This window comes from Okeania sp. SIO2C9 (assembly GCF_010672455.1).
In the GTDB taxonomy this organism is placed as follows: domain Bacteria; phylum Cyanobacteriota; class Cyanobacteriia; order Cyanobacteriales; family Microcoleaceae; genus Okeania.
In genome coordinates, this window is the sequence record NZ_JAAHGO010000011.1 from 44,993 (window position 1) to 66,129 (window position 21,137).

The window sequence follows — 21,137 nt, forward strand, 5'->3', positions numbered from 1 at the left end:
AATTATAATACAGTAGTTGTTAATAATGTCAAATTTGATATGGATGCTGAGGAACTTTTGAGGCGTTATGCTTCTGGAGAAAGAGATTTTTGGGGTGTTAATTTGAGTGGTGCTGACTTGAATAATGCCGAGTTGAGTTGTGCCAATTTGAATGATGCCACCTTATTCTTTGCAAGCTTGAGTGATGCTAACTTGAGTAGTGCAAGCTTGGTACAGGCAAACTTAAATTGTGCCGAGTTGAGTTGTGCCAACTTGAGCAATGCTGACTTGTGTGGTGCTAAGTTGAATAGTGCCGAGTTGAATTATGCCAACTTGAGTGATGCTGAGTTACTTTGTGCTCATCTGATGCACGTTAAATTAAATAGTGCCAACTTAAGTAACGCCAAACTAGCTCGCGCTTCTTTATGGAAGGCCAATCTAACAAAATCAAACCTCCAAAATGCCGACTTAACTAATGCAAACCTAGCTGAGGCAAACCTCACAGAAGCAGACTTAACAAATGCTGATTTAACCAATACTAACTTAGGAGGTGCAGACTTAACAAATGCCAGATTAGATAATGCTAATATTACAGGAACTATTCTCGATTCCTTACCATTAAATAATGGCAGATTTAAAAATCTAAAAATAGACAATATTATCACATGGGAACATCTCAATTTTCGCTCCAAAACAGAAGTTAAAATAGCAGAATAACTCGACAAAAGAGACTTGCTTTTCTTTCCCAATAGTGCCGCCCGTCTCACTACAAAAAAAGGGCGTGAAAATAAAGAACCAGATTTCTTAGTTTGCTATAAAACCACCAAAGGATTTAAGTGGGCAATTCTCGAAGTTGATGGTTTCTATCATACACCTGAAAGACGAGTAGAAGAACAAGAAAGAGAAAGAGATTTTGAGCGGAATGGTGTGAGAGTTTATCGGTTTGGCGCGAAAAAATGTTATCAAGAAACTAATAAAGTTGTGGATGAATTTTTAGAGCTATTAGAAAATCAAAATTAATATCTATCTAATAACTATAGGAAGAAAGCTAAATTATCTCTAAGATTCTAGAATGGAATTGTGCGTAACGCTACCACTAACGCACCTACAGCTACAGCCCAAGAGCATATTTTAAAAAATATAGTATGGATTTTCCTGTTTGGTCGTAATTATTATGAATAATACTAATAATGCTGCTTGATGATAAAGTAAACATTTCAAAAAAAGCTGAAGTTTCGTTTTGAATGATTGCTTTTACTGGTGTTTCAATGATTAATTCCTAATTACTTTATGGGGAGATGGGAAGCAGGAGAGATGAGAGTATTTTTCCTAGATATATTAATTTTCATATTCTGCAAATAAGAGTCCAATCATCGGCAAACATAACATACTTCTACCTAATGTAGAAAGATTTATTGAGATAAATTCACTCACCTACCATCCACACCTCAATTGACAAAATCAAATATTATTAGTGATGAAAAAAAGAAAAAAATCGATCTTTAAACATCAATGGCAAGCATTTTGCCTAACAGTAATTGCTTGTACTCTAACGCTATGGGGATCTCCAGCTAGTTCCCAAGAATCAGAAACAGAAATTACAGCAATTACTACCGAAGAACCGGAAATTCCTGTCGATGAGCTGAAGCTTTTGCTTAAACCTTTGACTCAGGAAGAATTAGAAGTCGAAGCTAAAGCTTGGCAGAATTTGCTAAAAGCCAAAGTTCAGGAAATTAGCGATGCTGAAATTGCAATCAAACGCAAGAATAGGGAAACCCGAAAATCTGAAGAAGCGGTTGATGCTATAGAAAAAGCTCAGAAATCTCTTGAGGAAGCAGAAGCAGGAAAAAAGAGTGCATCTCCTAGTTCTCCAGAAGCAGAAGAAGCTGAAAAAAATCTAGAAGCGGCACAAAAAGAACTCGCGAAAGCTCAAGAAGCTGTTGAGGAAGCTGTTGAGGTTAAAAAACAAAGTGAAGGAACTGAAGAAGCTACCCAAAATCTAGAAGTAGTAGCAGAAGCGATCGAAGATGAAGCCAGTAATACAGATGATATCGATAGTCAACAGGAATTAGCAGAGAAAGAAAAACAATTAGAAGCATTATCACAACAACTCGAAGATTCTAGTGAAGAAGCATCGGAAGTCAAGACTCAATTAGTCGTTGGTGTCACTGAGCTTCAGCAGGAACAAACTGCCCTTGCCGATCGCTTCGATACTGTTTTGGATGAATTTGAGAGTAAAGGAGGCCAAGCTGAATCTTTTCGGCAATATATTGAATCTGTTAGTGGTCTCGAGATTGATGTGAGCGATACTGAAGGTTTGTGGTTAAGGATAGCTGGTTGGCTAAAATCAGAAGAAGGTGGTTTACGTTGGGGCAAAAATATTGGTATCTTTTCCGCAATTGTGGTTACTTCCGTAATTGTGGCTGCAATTTTAGGCTTTGTTACTAATAGGAGTCTGCGAATTGTAGGGGGAGTTTCCGATCCTTTGCGTCAATTATTGGTTAGAACTGTGTGGCAAACAACTGTTGGTGTTGGCGTCTTATTGGCATTGACAGCTTTGGAAATAAATCTTGGTCCAATTCTCGCTTTAGTTGGTGGTACTAGCTTCATCTTGGCATTTGCTTTGCAAACCAATATTGGAAATTTGGCTAGTGGTTTAATGATTATGGTCTATAGTCCGTTTAATGTAGGCGATGAAGTAGAATTATGTGGAACATCGGGTTACATTGACTCCATCAGTCTCGCTCATACAAAAGTAAAAGGTTGGACTGGTCAGATTATTACAATTCCCAATAACTCAGTTTTGAGTAGTGTGGTCATCAATCATAATGCCAGAGATACTCGTCGCATTAGTTTGCAAATTCGAGTTGGTTATAGTGAGAATTTGTCTAAAGTTGAGCAATTACTTTTGGATATTTTTAAATCTCATCCTTTAGTATTAGACCAACCAGGACCAAGTACATTTGCATGGAAATTTGAAGAATATTTTGTCGAGCTGTATGTAGGAGGATGGACTAAAACTTCAGATTACTGGGGGGTATATAATGAAACTATTCATCAGATTAAGGAACGATTTGTTCAAGAGGGAATCTCTATTCCTGTTCCTCAGCAAGATATTCGTTTTCAAGAGTCTACCCAATTATCTTTTAAACCTCAAAAAAATAGTAGTTCTGTAGGGCAATTAAGTAGCAATGACGAGCAAAGTGATGCTCAAAGCTAAAAGAGGATAGCTACTGTATTAGATATCTCCATAAAAGAGGGTGTAGGGAGAAATAATTGATAATTTCTGTGTAATAATTGATTTTATTTTTGATTTTTGGATATGTCTAATAGTTGTAGCTTTCTCATAACAGAATAACCCCGATGTTCAACAATTAATAATTAATAATTAGGGTTTGCGTATGGAAAGTCTTTTTGCTGGGGTAGGAGACAGGAGACAGGAGACAGGAGACAACACACCCCTCGCCCCTCCCCCTCCCAGGAGGGGATAAATGGGAATGAGCGAGGAAGTAGGAGTAAAAATTGTCCCTTGATTTTTCTACCCAAATATGCGCCTAAAATACTAACTTTTTTAGCTTTTTAGACTGAAAACCAGGTACTTTTTTATGCCCAAAAAAGGCACTTGTCTTTATATGTCAATGCTTTTATATTTAATCAACAAGCCCTAATTAATAATTACCTCTCCTTTAAAACGGATAGTATTGACTAATCATGAAAATTGTTCTTCTCTTGGTCGATTGGATATGGCGAGGAGACCTCGCCATCCCTCGACCGCTTTTTATCATCTTAAAAGAGGAGGTTTTCAACCACAATTTTTCGGTAAACAAGTTCCCATTAATGCTGAACCCTTTAAAGAACAGCGAATACAAAGATAAGATAATAATACAGCAGTTTCCGCGCGTTATGAGGTACACCCCGAAGCGGGCAAGATGCCCGCACTTGCATTCATTCAATTGTTAATTTCTGTACCTCTTATGCAAGGAATTTGCTGTATTATTTTACTCAAACGTTATGGTTTCCTCAGAGCGATCGCCCTTGAAATAAAACTATTATTAGTTTGGCTTTTAGAATTATAGCAATATGATTTGAGTTGTGAGATATTGAAAACTTTTAAGGAACAGGGAACAGCGGTGCGACCCCGCGACGACGTTAGTCGCAAGGGAACGCGCACCAAGAGAGGGAAAAGAGAAGAAGAAAAAAACGTATTATATGAATATAATAATTGGTATATTCTATACTTTTAAGGAACATTTCAATTCTCACAACTGATTCCTGATTGCTATATAATGAAACATATTACTAGATTAACAATTGGATTAATCGCAATTTTTCTGGTCAGCTACACTAAATCTGAACCAGAAATAAATACAGATTTGTCTAGCAAAACTTCCAGAGCAAATCCAATTTTTACTGCTCAACAAGACAATACTCCTTTAAGTCCTTTTGCTATAGCTAGATTAGCTGAAAATATCACTGTAGAAACTGTTACTCCTAGTTTTACTTCTATAGTTAGTGAGTTTGTCACTTCTGGTTCTGGGGTAATTATTGGTAAAGAAGGTTCTACTTATTATGTACTGACTGCCGCACATATTTTCCGCAACCAAAATGATTATCAAGTGGCTGTTCGTAGTAAAGAAGCAGCAGGAGGTGTGGAAATAGTTAGACTAGAAATTATCCGCCTTTACCCAAAAGAGGATTTGGCTGTGGTGAAGTTTGCTAGTGTCAAGGAATATCAGGTGGCTGAAGTAGGGGAAGTGAGTCAGTTAAAGAATAATAGTCAAGTTTATGTGGCAGGTTGGCCGGGAAGAGAGAATAGAGAAGGTTTTCAGTAACCAAGCTATTCGACTCAATCCCAAATATGCTTATGCTTACAATAACAGGGGTATTGCTTACTATAACCAGGGAGAATATGAAAAGGCGATCGTTGACTTGAACGAAGCTATTCGACTCAATCCCAAATATGCTTATGCTTACAATAGCAGGGGTGAGGTTTACCGCAAGCAGGGAAAATATGAAAAGGCGCTCGCTGACTATAACCAAGCTATTCAACTCAATCCCAAATATGCTCATGCCTACTATAACAGGGGTTTGATTCACAAGCGTAACAGGAATATTGAAAAAGCCAGATCGGACTTTAAAAAAGCTGCCGACTTATACAAACAACAAGGAAATCAAAAGGATTATCAAGACTCTCTAGATCAACTCAGAGAGTTACAATAATACTAAATCTGGTTTAGATAGGAGATTTATTGAATACTCAAAGCCAAAGGATTAGAAGGATTTGGATAAACTACCTTTTTCTAAGCGGATTTGGTATAATTCTAGAAACCTTTGCGGAGCATTCCGTCAAAGCTATCTCAAAATGCTTAAATAACCAAATAACCATAATGAAACATATTACTAAACTAATAATTGGATTAATCACAATAGCTCTAGTTGGCTATAGTAAATCTGAAGCAGAAATAAGTACAGTAGAAATTGTTACTCCAAGTTCTTCAAATGGAGACGATAGGTTGACTCCTGGTAATTCAGAGGCGATCATTAGTCAAAAAGATTCTAGCGCTCAGGATGCTGAAAGTTACTTTGAAAAGGCTGTTAAGCACTATAACGAAGGAAAATATGAAGAGGCGATCGCTGACTTTAACCAAGCTATTCGACTCAATCCCAAATATGCTAAAGCTTACAACGGTAGGGGTCTTGTTTACACTCTCCTAGAAAAAAATGAAAAGGCGCTCGCTGACTATAACCAAGCTATTCGACTCAATCCCAAATATGCTCAAGCTTACAATAACAGGGGTATTGTTTACCGCAGACAGGGAAAAAATGAAAAGGCGCTCGCTGACTATAACCAAGCTATTCAACTCAATCCCAAATATGCTCGGGCTTACAATAACAGGGGTCTTGTTTACCGCAAGCAGGGAGAAAATGAAAAGGCGCTCGCTGACTTCAACCAAGCTATTCGACTCAATCCCAAATATGCTCGGGCTTACCATAACAGGGGTTTGATTCACAAGGGTAACAAAAATATTGAAAAAGCCAGATCAGACTTGAAAAAAGCTGCCGACCTACACAAACAACAAGGAAATCAAAAGTTCTATCAAGACTCTCTAGATCAACTCAGAAAATTACAATAATATTATTAATAATGGATAATTAATAATTAGTAAATCCTAATTAATTAGCCATAATGGCTTTGTTGCATGAAAATATATAGCTGCCGCACTTGCTTGTGCATATGTACTTCATAACGCGCGGAAACTGCTGTAACTATTGGACAATAGATCAATAGAACATCAATGTTTGAGGTGAAAAAGACTGAAACTTTTACCTGTAAAAGCTTTGAGGTTTAATCAGCAGAGCAATAACTATTGGACAATAGATAAATTAACATCAAGCCATCGCCAAAGATAGCGATCGCTTTCTCAGTAGAGTCATAACTATTGGACAATAGTAAATAGAACATCAAGCCATCACCAAAGATAGCGATCGCTTTCTCAGTAGAGTCATAACTATTGGACAATAGTAAATAGAACATCAAGCCATCACCAAAGATAGCGATCGCTTTCTCAGTAGAGTCATAACTATTGGACAATAGTAAATAGAACATCAAGCCATCACCAAAGATAGCGATCGCTTTCTCAGTAGAGTCATAACTATTGGACAATAGTAAATAGAACATCAATAATCGTGATTCAGCAAACCCTAATTATGAAGAATAATATAGTTAAAGAAAAATCATCAGGACTTACGCAGAACCACGATATTTGGTAGGAGCAAATGGCATTTGCCCCTACAGATAGCTACCCAAATGAAAATTCTACTTGATGCTTATATTTCTTATTGATAAACCACATCGTCATAATCAAAATCCTACAAGGGCGAATGATGAGGGCGAATGCCATTCGCCCCTACTGGAAACCCGATTTTTCCCAAGATCTAAACTACAGCAACCGGAACTTCATCTAACTGTTTCAAGAACTTTTTAATCAACCCAATAGTCACCGCTGGAACTTCCAATTGAGGGGTTAAACCTACCTCATCTAATGTTTGAAAAATCCTTACAGCTTGAGGATTCAAATCTGCTAAACGTTGACCTATTTCTGGACCAGTAAACTCCGACTTTTTACCCCAAATAATTACCGTGGGAATTGTTAATTGACCCATATATAAAGATAGGTCAAAACACAAATCTCCCCGCACAAAAGATAAAGCAGCATATTCAGCATTAGGTTGAGTTGCTGACTCTAAATATGCCTCCACAATTTCTTCATAAACTAACTTGGAATTAGCAAATTGTCGGTTTTCCAAAAAACTTCTAATCCCCCCAGGAGTAGCAACACCACCATTATAAATCAAACGATCTAGTACGGGGGTACTCACAAGTTGAGCGAAAAAACTGCGGGTATAATTTTCCCCGAAGTCAGATAAACCTGCGGGAGTTGTCAATATTAGAGACTTGAATAATTCCGGACGGGCGATCGCTACTCTCACCATTATTGCAGCAGTCAGGGAAGAGGCAATAACGCTGGTGGGAGGTTGACAAGTTTGTTCTAAAAATTCGGTAATTGTGGTGATGTAGTCATCAACTTTGTAAGCTAATGCTTGATGTTCTGATCGCCCCCATCCAATTAAGTCAGGAGCAAGGATGCGGTATTCTGAGGCGAAGGCGGGGTAAACTTTCGACCATTCGTAGGCAGATGAACCTCCACCGAAACCGTGGAAAAATACGAGGGTCGGTACATCGTCAGTGTTGTCGCTCTCAATTTTCCAGGGTGCTTTGTCATTGGTGTAGTAGACCATGCGACCTTGGGAGGTGACAATTGATTTTTGTTCAAAACCTACAGGAATAAACATAGTAATTTTAGACTTTAGAATTGGAATTAAGTAGAAACAACCTTAGTATAAGATTTTTTCTTCTGTTTGATAGCTTTATTACCTTGACTTTTGTTGCTAAACCTAGAAATAATACTACCTAAGTGTCTAATTAACTTTGGATGGGTAATACTACATCCAAATAATTGGCTTGAGGTACTTATAGAACCCCCGATCGTATCTTTTAAAACTTAGGCGAGCACTAATCTCTTGAGCATTATCCGTAGTTATTTATTTATCACTGTTTAACCGGACATGATATAACTCCTGTAAGGGCGAATGGCATTCGCCCCTACTGACTTCCCCTCCTGGGAGGGGTTAGGGGTGGGGTTACTCCTAAGTAATTAAGGTTAATATCATACACTCGCTTCATCAACGCCAGATTTTTTTGTCCCTGGCGCTGGTTTGGTTTAGATGTCTAGTTCTGTTTGTACTTTTACGTTTGACTCTGATGGTTGCGACTCTAGCTTGCTTCCAATCTCTGAACCACTTTGGGGATTTGGGGTGGGTGCTAATCCTGTGAAGTCATTATTGGCTATTTCCTGAACTGTTGGTTACTCTGGTTCTGGTTGTGCTTCTAATGCAGCTTCTAACTTAGTCGCAAGCTCAGGAGGGCAAGGTTTTTGAGACTTTGCATTTATTCCTTTGAGCGATCGCTTGTCCACGACTTTGAATGTGTCATGCTTTGGTAGATAAATCACTCGTTCGTTCTCTTTACACTGTTTACCTCCACGGTAAAACCCAACATAGCGACCTATCTCTCGTCTTCCTTGAGGGTTAACCCAACAAACTAAATCAAAAGGTAAGGCTCCTTTTTTAGTGGTAGCGTTAATACATTTGATTAGATTGCGCTCAGGAATTGTGCAGCTTTCCCAAATCTCAAGAGCCTTCTGAGCTCCTATCTCTGACTTGAATTGCTCTAGTTGTGATTTATTTTTCTTAGATAATAGCTGCTGCTTCAGTTGAGTCAGAGTAGTTTCAGGTTGTGGCAAACTACTCCTAGTTTCACTCGCTTCTACAGCTTCTAAAGTTTCAGTTTGGGAGGATGTCAACTTAGCTATTTCTGCCTCATTAGAATATAGTGATTCGATTTTCTCAGATTCTGGTGTATCTTGTGGAGGCTGTTGACCAAATACACTGTCGTATGCTTGTCCCTCCTGTGGGGTGTAGGTAGTCTCTGAATTGCTTTTGTGTTGCTCTTGCTTTTCTATGTAGGTATCGGCAGCCTCAATCTCAGCGATCGTTTTTTCTAGGTGGTAGATTAAGTAGCCTAATAAGCGGTTATAGTAAAATCGTGTTTCGTTTACTGAATTAGTAATTGGTTTAGTGGCCATTGATTTTGTTAGGCCCAAGTAGGCTCGTAATAAAGCCTTGTCTTGGCTGAAATTTTGTAATATAATTGAAATTGGATTGATGAAAAATATCATTAATTTGTCTCCTGATACTTGTTTACCGGGGACTTTAAAAGGACATTGCCTCAACTTTGCTAGGAGAGGGCGGTGTCCTTTTTTATTGTCCACTTGTAGAACTTCTTTATTGGCCTCTACATTTATTATGATAGTTTGCATACCGGGAAATGTAAATAATTTTTATAATTTTTTTTGCTTGCTTACTAACTATAATATAACTTATAATATATACAAACAATAGAAGGACTGTAATATGGCCACTAAAACAACAAAAAAGAAGCAGACTAAAACCTCTACTAAGTGTGGGAGACCAGGAGGAAACCCTGATTTATTAGCTTATAGATGGAAACCTAAAGTACCAGGAAAACCCAAGTCTAATAATCTGACTGTCCGAGTAGATGACGAGATGTTCAACGGAATCAAAAATATTTCAGGTTGGCAAGACAAGTTAAGAGCGAAAATCGACGAACTTCTACAAGAGGAAAACGCGCAAAACTATCAGACTGGGGACGGGGTGGGTTTAGTGGGAAAGTAGTTGCGATCGCGAAAATAGCATTCTATGATAAACTTACCGAAAAATTGGGTTTAAAGCCTCGCCCTTGTAGGGCGACTTTTTATTTTATGTGCAAGTGAATTGAATATGTGGTACAGTGTTATTAGTTGCCGGGGGGCACTCGGAAACTCGTGCGCGGACGTGGAGGGAAGCGTTAGACTACCGCCAAGGAAGCAGCACCCTGTGTTAGCGGCAGCTATGCGAAGCAAAGCGTCAACCCGCCGAGGAGCTACGGCTCAGTAGGAATCCCCGTGCCTTTAGGCCGGGGAGCCTTTAGTTCTGATAGTTTGAAGATTGCCCATGGTAGTGAAGAGGGAGTTATATCATGTCCGTTTATATCGTTTGTGTAAACCCAAGGGTGAATATCTACAGGAAATAATGGTTTTTTTCTTGCGAGAGTAGCCTTTCTTCCTCTTCTCTCTTCCCTCTTCCTTCTTCCCTCTTCCTTCTTCCTTACCTTTGCTATACAAGACCGATGCTGCCGGACATGATATTATTAGGATATGGGATGTCGAAAATGCAAGTCTTCTAAAATCTCTAAGATCGCCAAGACCATACGAAAACATGAATATTAATGGAGTGACAAAGGCAGAAGAACCTTTGACAGAAGCTGAGAAAGCCACGTTGAAAGCCTTGGGAGCAGTTGAAATAGAATAGGCAATCAAAAGCCATTTTTTTCAGAAATATGTAGTCTTCAGAAATCAAGAATGTGCAAGTCCTATATTATTATATTCATAAGCAAAACTAATTACCGAAAAATTGTGGGTATGCGCCTCCCCTTTTAAGAGGATAATAAATAAAAATTTTCATCTCTTTGTCAATCCTCTTCTTTTCAAGGAGAGGTAATTATTAATTATTCATTATTAATTATTCATTATTGAAATATCCTATTTCTCACCATCAGGTAATTGATAATTTGTAGCCTCATCCCAAATGATTTTGTATACAGATCGCCTTAACTTTTCTTAACAAAGGTTGAAAGTATATGTCTGCTATTTTGTCAATAAATGTAACGAAAAATTTCAAATTTCTGATCGAATTGTATCAAATCAAGACCTTACCCTACCTTTTATTAACATTTTCTGGTAAGTATACTTATTAAGTATCAGCAATTATCCTCAAGGAGCAATACTTAATGTTCACATCCGTTAAACCTACCATTCGCCACATTGTCCCAGAAGACTTGAAAGGGCGATCGCTCTTAAAAGTTGTATAGAACCCATTTGAGATCTATATAATTATGGTAGTCAAGTCTTTTCGCACATCAATTTTGACCGAAAATCATCTCAAGGAGTGTTGAATTTTTTGTATTATTTCTCCCCACATCTTCCCTCTTCCCTCTTAGCGAAAAATTATGGTTTAAAGCCTCCCCTTTTAAGGGGATAATAAGCGGTCGTTTGCGCAGCATTCCGTAGGATGGGATGGCGAGGTCTCCTCGCCATATCCAATCGACTCCTGTGAAGAAAAATTTTCATCTCTTTGTCAATCCTCTTCTTTTCAAGGAGAGGTAATAATTAATAATTAATAATTAATTATTAATTGTTGAACTCCTGTCTCCTTTCTCCTGTCTCCTAGCTAAAAAAACGTGCATATTTATGAAGATACGATCGGGGGTTCTATATATAGTTTTAGAAGCACAATATCAGAGTTCTCTCTCAGCAGCGGTGTGCTCTATCAACAAAAAAGCGACTAACCATAACTATAGCTAAGAAGTTTGAAAACTTGCTTTTGTCAGACTCTAACTTACTTTTTAGCCAAAGTAATAACGAACTCAGTTCCTATTCCTAATTCTGAAGTACAAGTAATTTTACCTCCATGTTTTTCTTCCACTATTTGCCTAGAAATAGATAAACCTAATCCTGTTCCTTTTCCTACTAATTTTGTAGTAAATAAATGGTCGAATATTTTCTTTTTTAACTCCTCACTCATTCCCGTCCCATTATCTTCAATACGGATAATTGCCTCTTGTTTACTATTGTCAATTTCTGTCGTAATAGTAATCTGATTTGGTGCTGCTTGAATTTCTTGAAAAGTTTTTCCAGAATTACTTTCTTCTAAAGCATCAATAGCATTAGCAATTAAATTCATAAATACTTGATTTAGTTGTCCGGGATAGCAGTTAATTTCTGGCAAATTCCCATAGTTTTTTACTACTTTTATTTCTGGGCGAAGTTCATTAGCTTTGAGTCGGTGTCTGAGAATTAATAAAGTGCTATCTATGCCATCATGGATGTTAAATGGAACTTTTGCTATTGTATCGCTACGAGAAAAGGTTCTCATAGATTTACTAATCTCGGTAATGCGATTAGTTCCTTGTCTCATTGATTCGAACATTTCTGGCAAATCTTCTATCAGATAATCTAATTCTATATCCTCAATTTTATCTTGAGTTGTTTCGCTATTCCAATCAAATCCTTGTTGATAAAGTTGCAATAAATCAATTAAATTTTGGATGTATTTGTTGGCACAATCTAAGTTACCAGAAATAAATCCGACGGGATTATTAATTTCGTGAGCTACTCCCGCCACGAGATTCCCTAAGGTAGCCATTTTCTCGCTTTGAATAATAGTGAGTTGGGCTTGTTTGAGTTCATCGTATTTTTTATTCAGTTCCTGATTCACCCGCTGGAGTTGTCTATTTTGTTCTGCTAGTTGTTGAGCTTGCATATAAATTTCTTGTTTCAGAAGTTTTTGCAGGCGAGTGAGTTCTAAATGAGTAGAAATGCGAGCTAAAACTTCCTCCGCTTGAAATGGTTTCGTAATATAATCCACCCCTCCCACAGTAAAAGCTTTGAGCTTATCCATCACTTCATCTAAAGCACTAATAAAAATCACTGGAATATCACAAGTCAATTCGTTTGCTTTGAGATGTTGACAAACTTCGTACCCGTCCATATTTGGCATTTGAATATCCAGCAAAATCAAACTGGGAGAAAATTTTTCAATAAATGTTAAAGCCAATTTTCCACTAGGAAACGAACGTACCAGATAGCCATTTTCCTTTAACAGACTGCTAAGTACGTGTAAATTGGCTGGGGTATCATCAATAATAATAATTTGCTCTTGAGTAGAATTCATGTTTAGATGATGTCTGGTTGAACAGTTATAAATAATTAGGGAGGAGACAGGAGACAGGAGACAGGAGAAAAGAATGTACCAGGAAAAAGAAGTGTTTTTATCACTAATTATCCGGACATGATATTACTCCTTATATTATATGATGTCCGCTGGTATAGTTTGTGTAAAATCAAGGGTGAATATCTACAGGAAATTTACGTTTTTTCAAGCTTTTAAGTCTTCTTCCCTCTTCTCTGTTCCTTCTTCCTTCTTCCTTCTTGCTTCTTCCTTACTTCGCTATACAATACCGATGCCACCGGACATGATATTACTCCTTGTCTCCTATGGTTGCTGAGATTAAGCTCAAGACTTTTTCATACTCAAAGTTATGCAGAGAAGTTTTTAGTGCCAGAGCCAAAGCATTATTATGAGTAGCTATTTGTTTTATTAGCGTGGCAATTAAGTCCTCATCAGAAAACATGACTGCCTCTTCGAGTTGGGCTAAAATCTCAGTAGGAATTTCTGACATTACCTCTGGGGTTAAAACCTCTTTTGTTTTTGTTGTCGTATTTTCTGGAATTAATTCCTCATAAATATATTTGACACCAATATATCTATTCATCGCATTAAAAATTTCTTCCTCTCGAAAAGGTTTTCTCACAAAATCATCGCATCCTGCGGACAGGACTACTGCTTTTTCTTCTTCTAGGACACTTGCTGTTAAGGCAATAATTGCTGTTGCTTGACCTTTGAGGTGAGATTTAATAATTTTGCTGGCAGTGTAACCATCCATGACTGGCATCCGCATATCCATCCAGATTAAGTGTGGTTCCCATTTCTCCCAAATATCCACAGTTTCTTGGCCGTTATTTGCCTCTTGAAGTTCAAATCCCAAGGGAGAAAGTAGTTTAATTAATAATTGGCGATTGATAGGTTTATCGTCAACGATGAGAATACGATATTTGGGTTGATTGGGTTCGAGAGCAATAACTCGGCGAGAGGGATGGTGTGTGGTAATATCGCTGGCTGCTACTTCAGTAACTTGAATATCAAATAGGAAAGTTGTGCCTTGCCCCACGACACTTTTAACTTTAATCTCGCCTCCCATCAAACGCACAAATTGGTAGCTGATAGATAATCCTAAACCTGTTCCTTCCTGAGCTTGTTTTCCGGTTTTGGTTTGGCTAAAGGCTTGAAAAAGATGTTCTAATTCTTCTTGAGCAATTCCCGCTCCTGAATCTTCAATTTCAAAATGAAGTGTAGAGGAATTAGCATCTAACACTTTAGCTTGATTATTAGTTTTCAGATTGCCAGCTCTAATGGAAACGCCACCAGATTGAGTGAATTTGAGGGCGTTGTTAATCAAATTAATCAACACTTGGCGCAATTTAATTTGATCGGTACGGACATAGCGGAGCAGATCGGGTTCATACTCCATGAGTAAGTAGAGATTTTTTTCCTCCGCTTTGATTTTAAACATATCATCAATGTCATCTAGCAGACGGTGGAGGTCAAAGTTTTGGGGATTGAGAGTAGTTTTACCTGCTTCAATTTTAGAAAGATCGAGAATGTTGTTAATTAGACTTAAGAGATGTTCGCCACTACGATAAATAATGCCAACATTTTCTTGATTTTCGTGCCCCAGGGTTTGGGAGCGAGTCATAATTTGAGCAAAGCCAAGAACAGCGTTAAGAGGAGAGCGTAATTCGTGGCTCATGTTGGCAATGAAAGTGCTTTTGGCTTCGTTGGCAGAATCTGCTATTAATTTTGCTTGCTCTAGTTCCACTGTTCGTTCTTTGACTTTTTGTTCTAGAGTTTGGGAATATTCTTCCAGTTTTTGGAATGAGGTTTGTAGCTGTTCCGCCATGTAATTAAAAGAATTGGCTAATTCTCCCAATTCATCATCACTCTCAGTTAATAAAGATTGATGCCATTCTCCAGCAGCTAGTTTTTTAGCAGCATCATTTAAGCGGAGGGTTCGATTGACAATGAGCGATCGTGCTAACCACCGCACCATAATAACCGTCAAAGCTAAAATTATCAGGAACAGTCCTAAAGCGATTGCAGCAGCAATTTTTTCAGATTGCATGATTGAAGTAGCATCTAATTCAATCGCTAAAATTCCCTCTAGGCGACCAAATTGATCCTCGATCGGTGCATATCCATATAACAAGTTTTTGCCTTCTGTATTCTGCACAAAATCGTTTTCAACCTTTGGTTGGGATAGGGTATTTCCTTCTGCTGAGAGAATCGGAGTTACATTCTCTGCTATTTGTCCCACAAATGTTGATGATTTCGATGTAGGATAGACATCTAAGACAAAAGCGTATTTACCGTTGCTTTGGGGACGCAAGGTATAAATGCGGTTGACATCTTTACTAGCAGCTTGAACGGTTTTGAGTTCTTCGAGATTAATCTTGTAGAAGGGTTTATTAGTATCTTTAGGTGTAACAACTAGGGAATGATAGTCGCTGTCAATTTCTGGTGCTGTTAAACTCAGCAAATCTAATAGTCGATCGCGCATTGCTTGCTGGTTAGCTGTGCGAAACTGCCAGTAAAGAGTAGTGGTGAGTATTCCTGCCATCAGAGCAATTAAGCCTGAATAAGCAGCCACAATTTTGATACTTAAATTCCAACGAAACATTGATTGCTTTTGACTCATAATTATTTGTGAATTGAGTTTACTTTAGTTAGAAGTTATAATTTTGACTTTTGACTTTTGACTTTTGAATTAAATAATTCTTACTTTTGACTTTTGAATTGATTAATTCTTACTTTTGACTTTTGACTTTTGAATTGATTAATTCTTACTTTTGACTTTTGACTTTTGAATTGATTAATTCTTACTTTTGACTTTTGACTTTTGACTTTTGAATTGATTAATTCTTACTTTTGACTTTTGACTTTTGAATTGATTAATTCTTACTTTTGACTTTTGACTTTTGACTTTTGAATTGATTATTCGACTCCTAAACTGTCTCGGTAGTCTTGTAATTGGGAATCTCGCCCCATTTTATTTGTAATTTCCTCCCACTCTCGCTCAATTTGTTCCATGGTTTGATCGCGAGTTATCTTACCCGTTAGAAAACTGGCGAGTGCAGTATCCAAAATTTCTCGTTGGTAGAGAGCATTTTCTGGTATGCGTAGATCTAATACCATGTTGGGATTTCTTAAACTTACAGAAATACCACCCAAGTATTTACTAGCTGCTTCTTCCCCAATTCCTGCCTCTAACCAGGCTTCACGGTTAGTAAACTGTGATCTGCGGTAAGGATTAAAACCCGTAATGCCAATAGTGACATCAATATTGGATTGTGCGGGTTGGCTGATATAGGAAATCAGTGCATAAGCAGCATCTTTAACTTCTGGTTTTGCCGCTGCATTAATTGACCCTACCCATCCACCCATCGCACCATAAGGAGCATGGTTAACGCCATCAATTGCATAGGGACAGGTAAATTTATCACAGGCTACTAATTTACCAGTATTGCGATCGAGAACTTCTTTGCTACCTGGTAATATCGATGCACCAACTTTATCAGGTATTTGGGAAATGGCTGGATCTATCGCTAATGTGCCAGTATCGCCCCAATCTAAAGTTAGGGCACAGCGTCCACTTAAGAACAATGCTCTGGCTCCCTCTAAATCTAAGCTTAATTCTTCTGGCGGTGCGTATTTAGTTGTTTCTTTATAAATATCTAGTGCTCTGGCAAAGGCTTGGTTATTGACCAATGGCTTCATGGTTTCAGCGTCAAAAAATCCACCTTCTTCTGTTCCTTGACTTTGGAGAAACGGACTTGCTACAGACCAAAAAAACTGATCATTCACGTTTTTTGGCTTTTTAGGTATACAAGAACCATAGTCTGGTATACCATCACCATTGAGGTCTTGGCCGTGAAATTGTTTGGCAATAGCGAGATAATCATCCCAGGTTCTTGGGGACTCAAGTTCCGCCTTTTCAAATAAATCTGTGCGATAATAAAGCATGTGAAAATCACCATCCACAAGAACCCCATAGATTTGCTCTCTGTAGGTGGCAATAAAATTGCGGAAAAAGGGTGCAATATCATCCCATTCTAGTTGGCTATCTGCTTGGACACGAGCTGTTAAATTTTCCAAATATCCAGGCTTGGCAAAATCCGTCATCCATTTGGCAGAGAAAACAACCACATCATACTTGTTGGTTTTGTTCACAAAATCCCGCTGTATGGATGGAAAAGTATCTTGGAGAGGAAATTTAACCATATTAACCTGAGCCCCCGTTAGTTTTTCAAACTCACGCGCTCGACGCTCAACCCCTACCCCGTGAGGTTTCTCGTAGGTAGCAACCGTAATGGTAATCCCGTCAAATCTTTGTGGTTTTACTACATCTATATTTTCTATTGGAGCTTGAACCAGATCGGTTCCCGGAGTGGACTTGTTTTGACTACAACCCACTGCATTAAACAGCAAAAGGAAAGCTACAAGTGCTGTAGATAATCTTTGCTGATGACGATTTTTTTTGTGGCCTAGTATTTTCATAAGATGTCTTTCAACAATGAATAATGAATAATGAATAATTACCTCTCCTTGAAAGAAGAGGATTGACAAAGAGATGAAAATTTTTCTTTATTATCCCCTTAAAAGGGGAGGCACATACCCACAATTTTTTGGTAACAATTTTGATATACAATCCGGTTATATAGTATATGTTCATAATTGGTGTCTACACTTCAATCTCCCCATCCCCCCATCTCCCCATCTCCCCATCTCCCCATCTCCCTACGATACAATAACTATTCAACCGGATTCTATATGATACTTAAATTCCAAGGTAACATTGATTGCTTCCTCCACATAGTTATTGAATTCCTAAAGTGTCTCGGTAAGATTGTAATTGGGAATCTCGCCCCATTTGATTTGTGATTTTATCCCACTCTCGCTCAATTTGTTTCATGGTTTCATCGCGAGTCATCTTACCCGTCAGAAAATTGGTGAGTGCAGCATCCAAAATTTCTCCTTGGTAGAAATCATTTCCTGGGATGCGTAGATCTAATACCATGTTGGGATTTTTTAAACTTACAGCAATACCACCTAAGTATTTATTAACTGTTTCTTCCCCCATTCCTACCTGTAACCAGGGTTCACGGTTAGTAAACTGTGATATACGGTAAGGATTAAAACCCGTAATCCCAATGGTGACATCAACATTAGATTGCGCGGGTTGGCTCATATAGGAAATCAGGGCATAACCAGCCTCTTTAACTTCTGGTTTGGCCGTTGCATTAATTCCACCTGCCCATCCACCCATCGCACCATAGGGAGCATGGTTAACGCCATCAATGGCATAGGGACAGTTAAATTTATCGCAGGCTACCAATTTACCAGTCTGGCGATCGAGAACTTCTTTACTACCTGGTGATATAGATGCGCCAACTTTATTAGGTATTTGGGAAATGGCTGGATCTATGGCTAATGTTCCCATGTCCCCCCAATCTAAGGTTAAAGCACAGCGTCCACTTAAGAACAATGCTCTCGCTTCGTCCACACCCAAGCTTAATTCATCTGGCGGTGCGTATTTAGTTGTTTCTTTATAAATATCTAGTGCTCTGGCAAAGCCTTGGTTATTGACCAATGGCTTCATAGTTTCGGGGTCAAAATATCCACCTTCTTGTGTTCCTTGACTTTGGAGAAACGAGCTTGCCACCGACCAAAATATCTGATGATTCAAGACTTTTGGCTTTTTCATCATACAAGAACCATAGTCTGGTATACCATCACCATTGAGGTCTTGCCCGTGAAATTGTTTGGCAATAGCGAGATAATCATCCCAGGTTCGTGGAGACTCAAGCTTCGCCTTTTCAAACAAATCCCTGCGATAATAAACCATGTGAAAATTGCCATCCACAGGAACAGCATAGACTTGGTCTTTGTAGGTGGCAATAAAATTGCGGAAAAAAGGTGCAATATCATCCCATTCCAGTTGCCTATCTGCTTGGACGCGAGCTGTTAAATTTTCCAAATATCCAGGCTTGACAAAATCCGTCATCCATTTGGGCGAGAAAACAACCACATCATACTTGTTGGTTTTGTTCACAAACTCCTGCTGCATGGATGCAAAAACATCCTTCATAGGAAACGTAAACATATTAACCTGAGCACCCGTCAGTTGTTCAAACTCACGCACTCGACGTTCAACTCCTATCCCAATTTTATAGAAGGTGGCAACCGTAATGGTAATCCCGTCAAATCTTTGTGGTTTTACTGAATTTTCTATTTTAGTTGGAACGGGATCTGTTTCTAGAGTGGATTTATTTTGACTACAACCAACTGTATTAAACAGCAAAAGGAAAGCTACAAGTGCTGTAGATAATCTTTGCTGATGACAATTTTTTTTGTGGCCCAGTATTTTCATTAAGATGTCTATAGCAATTTTGATACTTAAATTCCAACGTAACATCGATCGCTTTTGACTCATAATTATTTTTGAATTGAGCTGACTTTAGGCAGAAGTTATATCATGTCTGTTGGTATCGTTTGTGTATAAAGTTGGGGAAATATCTAGCGCTATATAAGGTTTTTCCTTCTCTTGTAGGGGCGAACGGCCGTTCGCCCCTACTTCTTCCTTCTTCCTTGTTCCTTCTTCCTTACCTTCTCTATAGAACCCCTAAGCGGATCTATTTAAAAGTAGAGGGGGAGGTGGGGAGATGGGGAGATGGGGAGATGGGGAGATGGGGAGATGGGGAGATGGGGAGATGGGGTGTATTAAATATCTCCCCAAATCCAATCATCAAATCAATTATTACCCATTTTTTATCAATTATATCATGTCCGTTTATATCGTTTGTGTAAACCCAAGGGTGAATATCTACAGGAAATAATGGTTTTTTTCTTGCGAGGGTAGCCTTTCTTCCTCTTCTCTCTTCCCTCTTCCTTCTTCCCTCTTCCTTCTTCCTTACCTTTGCTATACAAGACCGATGCTGCCGGACATGATATTACTTCTCCTGATGACCTATTTTATATAGATCTCAAATGGCTTCTATAGAACCCATTTGAGATCTATATAATTATGGTAGTCAAGTCTTTTCGCGGATCAATTTTGACCGAAAACCTGAAGAAGGAGTGTTGAATTTTTTGTATTATTTCTCCCCACATCTTTCTTCTTCCCTCTTACCAAAAAATGAGGGTATGTGCCTCCCCTTTTAAGGGGATGAAAAAAATATTTAGTTCAGTATTTCAAGCCTCCGACTTCAGTCGGAGGTTCACTGATAACTGATAACTGATAACTGATAACTGATAACTGAAATGACCTCCTGTCTCCTGTCTCCTGTCTCCTGGCTAAAAAACTTAATATTTATGAAGATACGATCGGGGGTTCTATACAATACCGATACTACCGGACATGATATTATAATTTTGAATTTTGAATTTTGAATTTTGAATTGATTATTCGACTCCTAAACTGTCTCGGTAGTCTTGTAATTGGGAATCTCGCCCCATTTTATTTGTAACTTCCTCCCACTCTCGCTCAATTTGTTCCATGGTTTGATCGCGAGTTATCTTACCCGTGAGAAAACTGGCGAGTGCAGTATCCAAAATTTCTCTTTGGTAGAGAGCATTTTCTGGTATGCGTAGATCTAATACCATGTTGGGATTTCTTAAACTTACAGAAATACCACCCAAGTATTTACTAGCTGCTTCTTCCCCAATTCCTGCCTCTAACCAGGCTTCACGGTTAGTAAACTGTGATCTGCGGTAAGGATTAAAACCCGTAATGCCAATAGTGACATCAATATTGGATTGTGCAGGTTGGCTGATATAGGAAATCAGTGCATAAGCAGCATCTTTAACTTCTGGTTTGGCCGCTGCATTAATTGAATCTACCCATCCACCCATCGCACCATAAGGAGCATGGTTAACGCCATCAATGGCATAGGGACAGGTAAATTTATCACAGGCTACTAATTTACCAGTCTGGCGATCGAGAACTTCTTTACTACCTGGTAATATAGATGCGCCAACTTGATCAGGTATTTTGGAAATGGCTGGATCGATTGCTAATGTTGCAATATCGCCCCAATCGAAGGTCAGCGCACAGCGTCCACTTAGGAACAATGTTCTGGCTTCCTCTAAACCTAAGCTTAATTCTTCTGGCGGTGCGTATTTAGTTGTTTCTTTATAAATATAAGGAAAGCAGCAGATGTCTGCTCAAATCATTGAATAACTGTTTGCATCAATGCAATAAATTTTCATGGTTAAGGATATTAGAGTTAAGTTGATCAAAATAA

General features: G+C 38.4%; 17 protein-coding genes. 9 read left to right on the plus strand and 8 right to left on the minus strand.

What is annotated here, in order from left to right; genetic code table 11:
• Positions 1-39: 39 nt before the first annotated feature.
• From F6K23_RS10175 to F6K23_RS10205, 7 genes are all read left to right on the plus strand, one after another.
• Entirely contained in the window at positions 40-696 is a 657-nt protein-coding gene (locus F6K23_RS10175) for a pentapeptide repeat-containing protein (protein WP_293154264.1), read from the plus strand.
• Positions 697-711: 15 nt separating this feature from the next.
• Entirely contained in the window at positions 712-999 is a 288-nt protein-coding gene (locus F6K23_RS10180) for a DUF559 domain-containing protein (RefSeq protein WP_293154267.1), read from the plus strand.
• Between the two features lie 457 nt (positions 1,000-1,456).
• The gene (locus F6K23_RS10185; protein ID WP_293154270.1) at positions 1,457-3,199 is read left to right on the plus strand and encodes a mechanosensitive ion channel family protein; all 1,743 of its coding nucleotides are present in this window, start codon (positions 1,457-1,459) and stop codon (positions 3,197-3,199) included.
• 709 nt (positions 3,200-3,908) lie between these two features.
• Positions 3,909-4,055, plus strand: coding sequence for a hypothetical protein (locus tag F6K23_RS10190; protein ID WP_293154273.1), 147 nt, complete (start codon positions 3,909-3,911; stop codon positions 4,053-4,055).
• A 210-nt stretch (positions 4,056-4,265) separates the two neighbouring features.
• Complete coding sequence (locus F6K23_RS10195; RefSeq protein ID WP_293154276.1) at positions 4,266-4,811, plus strand: serine protease; 546 nt, start codon at positions 4,266-4,268, stop codon at positions 4,809-4,811.
• Positions 4,765-5,199 (plus strand): tetratricopeptide repeat protein, encoded by a 435-nt coding sequence (locus tag F6K23_RS10200; protein ID WP_293154279.1) that lies wholly within the window; start codon positions 4,765-4,767, stop codon positions 5,197-5,199. The genes F6K23_RS10195 and F6K23_RS10200 overlap by 47 nt, the downstream gene beginning before the upstream one ends.
• A 167-nt stretch (positions 5,200-5,366) precedes the next feature.
• Positions 5,367-6,113: a tetratricopeptide repeat protein gene (locus tag F6K23_RS10205; protein ID WP_293154281.1), complete on the plus strand. Its 747-nt coding sequence runs from the start codon at positions 5,367-5,369 to the stop codon at positions 6,111-6,113.
• 212 nt (positions 6,114-6,325) lie between these two features.
• On the opposite strand, the gene F6K23_RS10210 is transcribed toward F6K23_RS10205, so the two are convergent.
• The 3 genes from F6K23_RS10210 to F6K23_RS10220 all read right to left on the minus strand — a co-directional run bounded on the left by F6K23_RS10210 (position 6,326) and on the right by F6K23_RS10220 (position 9,185).
• Positions 6,326-6,658, minus strand: coding sequence for a hypothetical protein (locus tag F6K23_RS10210; RefSeq protein ID WP_293154283.1), 333 nt, complete (start codon positions 6,656-6,658; stop codon positions 6,326-6,328).
• 257 nt (positions 6,659-6,915) lie between these two features.
• A complete protein-coding gene (locus F6K23_RS10215) occupies positions 6,916-7,833 on the minus strand; it encodes an alpha/beta fold hydrolase (protein WP_293154286.1) in 918 nt (305 codons plus the stop codon).
• A 572-nt stretch (positions 7,834-8,405) separates the two neighbouring features.
• Positions 8,406-9,185 carry a hypothetical protein gene (locus tag F6K23_RS10220; protein ID WP_293154288.1) on the minus strand — a complete coding sequence of 260 codons (780 nt, stop codon included), beginning with the start codon at positions 9,183-9,185 and terminating at the stop codon, positions 8,406-8,408.
• A gap of 328 nt (positions 9,186-9,513) precedes the next feature.
• Here F6K23_RS10220 and F6K23_RS10225 point away from each other — a divergent pair, with 328 nt between their 5' ends.
• The gene (locus F6K23_RS10225) at positions 9,514-9,795 is read left to right on the plus strand and encodes a hypothetical protein (RefSeq protein ID WP_293154291.1); all 282 of its coding nucleotides are present in this window, start codon (positions 9,514-9,516) and stop codon (positions 9,793-9,795) included.
• A 1,761-nt stretch (positions 9,796-11,556) separates the two neighbouring features.
• Here F6K23_RS10225 and F6K23_RS10230 read toward each other — a convergent pair.
• The 4 genes from F6K23_RS10230 to F6K23_RS10245 all read right to left on the minus strand — a co-directional run bounded on the left by F6K23_RS10230 (position 11,557) and on the right by F6K23_RS10245 (position 19,327).
• Positions 11,557-12,891, minus strand: a complete 1,335-nt coding sequence (locus tag F6K23_RS10230; RefSeq protein ID WP_293154294.1) for a response regulator — start codon at positions 12,889-12,891, stop codon at positions 11,557-11,559.
• A gap of 307 nt (positions 12,892-13,198) precedes the next feature.
• Positions 13,199-15,532 carry an ATP-binding protein gene (locus F6K23_RS10235; protein WP_293154297.1) on the minus strand — a complete coding sequence of 778 codons (2,334 nt, stop codon included), beginning with the start codon at positions 15,530-15,532 and terminating at the stop codon, positions 13,199-13,201.
• Between the two features lie 296 nt (positions 15,533-15,828).
• Positions 15,829-17,391: an ABC transporter substrate-binding protein gene (locus F6K23_RS10240; RefSeq protein WP_293154299.1), complete on the minus strand. Its 1,563-nt coding sequence runs from the start codon at positions 17,389-17,391 to the stop codon at positions 15,829-15,831.
• A gap of 319 nt (positions 17,392-17,710) precedes the next feature.
• The gene (locus F6K23_RS10245; protein WP_293154301.1) at positions 17,711-19,327 is read right to left on the minus strand and encodes an ABC transporter substrate-binding protein; all 1,617 of its coding nucleotides are present in this window, start codon (positions 19,325-19,327) and stop codon (positions 17,711-17,713) included.
• Positions 19,328-19,548: 221 nt separating this feature from the next.
• Between F6K23_RS10245 and F6K23_RS10250 the strand changes: the two genes are divergently transcribed.
• Entirely contained in the window at positions 19,549-19,701 is a 153-nt protein-coding gene (locus F6K23_RS10250) for a hypothetical protein (RefSeq protein WP_293154303.1), read from the plus strand.
• Positions 19,702-20,295: 594 nt separating this feature from the next.
• Here the strand turns inward: F6K23_RS10250 and F6K23_RS10255 are convergent.
• The gene (locus F6K23_RS10255) at positions 20,296-20,964 is read right to left on the minus strand and encodes a hypothetical protein (protein WP_293154305.1); all 669 of its coding nucleotides are present in this window, start codon (positions 20,962-20,964) and stop codon (positions 20,296-20,298) included.
• Between the last annotated feature and the right edge of the window lie 173 nt (positions 20,965-21,137).

What these genes read in the sequence shown, in the direction of transcription:
- F6K23_RS10175 (WP_293154264.1), top strand. Translation starts at nt 40, where the DNA reads ATGGATGCTGAGGAACTTTTGAGGCGTTATGCTTCTGGAGAAAGAGAT.
- F6K23_RS10185 (WP_293154270.1), top strand. Translation starts at nt 1,457, where the DNA reads ATGAAAAAAAGAAAAAAATCGATCTTTAAACATCAATGGCAAGCATTT.
- F6K23_RS10190 (WP_293154273.1), top strand. Translation starts at nt 3,909, where the DNA reads ATGCCCGCACTTGCATTCATTCAATTGTTAATTTCTGTACCTCTTATG.
- F6K23_RS10195 (WP_293154276.1), top strand. Translation starts at nt 4,266, where the DNA reads ATGAAACATATTACTAGATTAACAATTGGATTAATCGCAATTTTTCTG.
- F6K23_RS10200 (WP_293154279.1), top strand. Translation starts at nt 4,765, where the DNA reads ATGTGGCAGGTTGGCCGGGAAGAGAGAATAGAGAAGGTTTTCAGTAAC.
- F6K23_RS10205 (WP_293154281.1), top strand. Translation starts at nt 5,367, where the DNA reads ATGAAACATATTACTAAACTAATAATTGGATTAATCACAATAGCTCTA.
- F6K23_RS10210 (WP_293154283.1), bottom strand. Translation starts at nt 6,658, where the DNA reads ATGTTCTATTTACTATTGTCCAATAGTTATGACTCTACTGAGAAAGCG.
- F6K23_RS10215 (WP_293154286.1), bottom strand. Translation starts at nt 7,833, where the DNA reads ATGTTTATTCCTGTAGGTTTTGAACAAAAATCAATTGTCACCTCCCAA.
- F6K23_RS10220 (WP_293154288.1), bottom strand. Translation starts at nt 9,185, where the DNA reads ATGGCCACTAAACCAATTACTAATTCAGTAAACGAAACACGATTTTAC.
- F6K23_RS10225 (WP_293154291.1), top strand. Translation starts at nt 9,514, where the DNA reads ATGGCCACTAAAACAACAAAAAAGAAGCAGACTAAAACCTCTACTAAG.
- F6K23_RS10230 (WP_293154294.1), bottom strand. Translation starts at nt 12,891, where the DNA reads ATGAATTCTACTCAAGAGCAAATTATTATTATTGATGATACCCCAGCC.
- F6K23_RS10235 (WP_293154297.1), bottom strand. Translation starts at nt 15,532, where the DNA reads ATGAGTCAAAAGCAATCAATGTTTCGTTGGAATTTAAGTATCAAAATT.
- F6K23_RS10240 (WP_293154299.1), bottom strand. Translation starts at nt 17,391, where the DNA reads ATGAAAATACTAGGCCACAAAAAAAATCGTCATCAGCAAAGATTATCT.
- F6K23_RS10245 (WP_293154301.1), bottom strand. Translation starts at nt 19,327, where the DNA reads ATGAGTCAAAAGCGATCGATGTTACGTTGGAATTTAAGTATCAAAATT.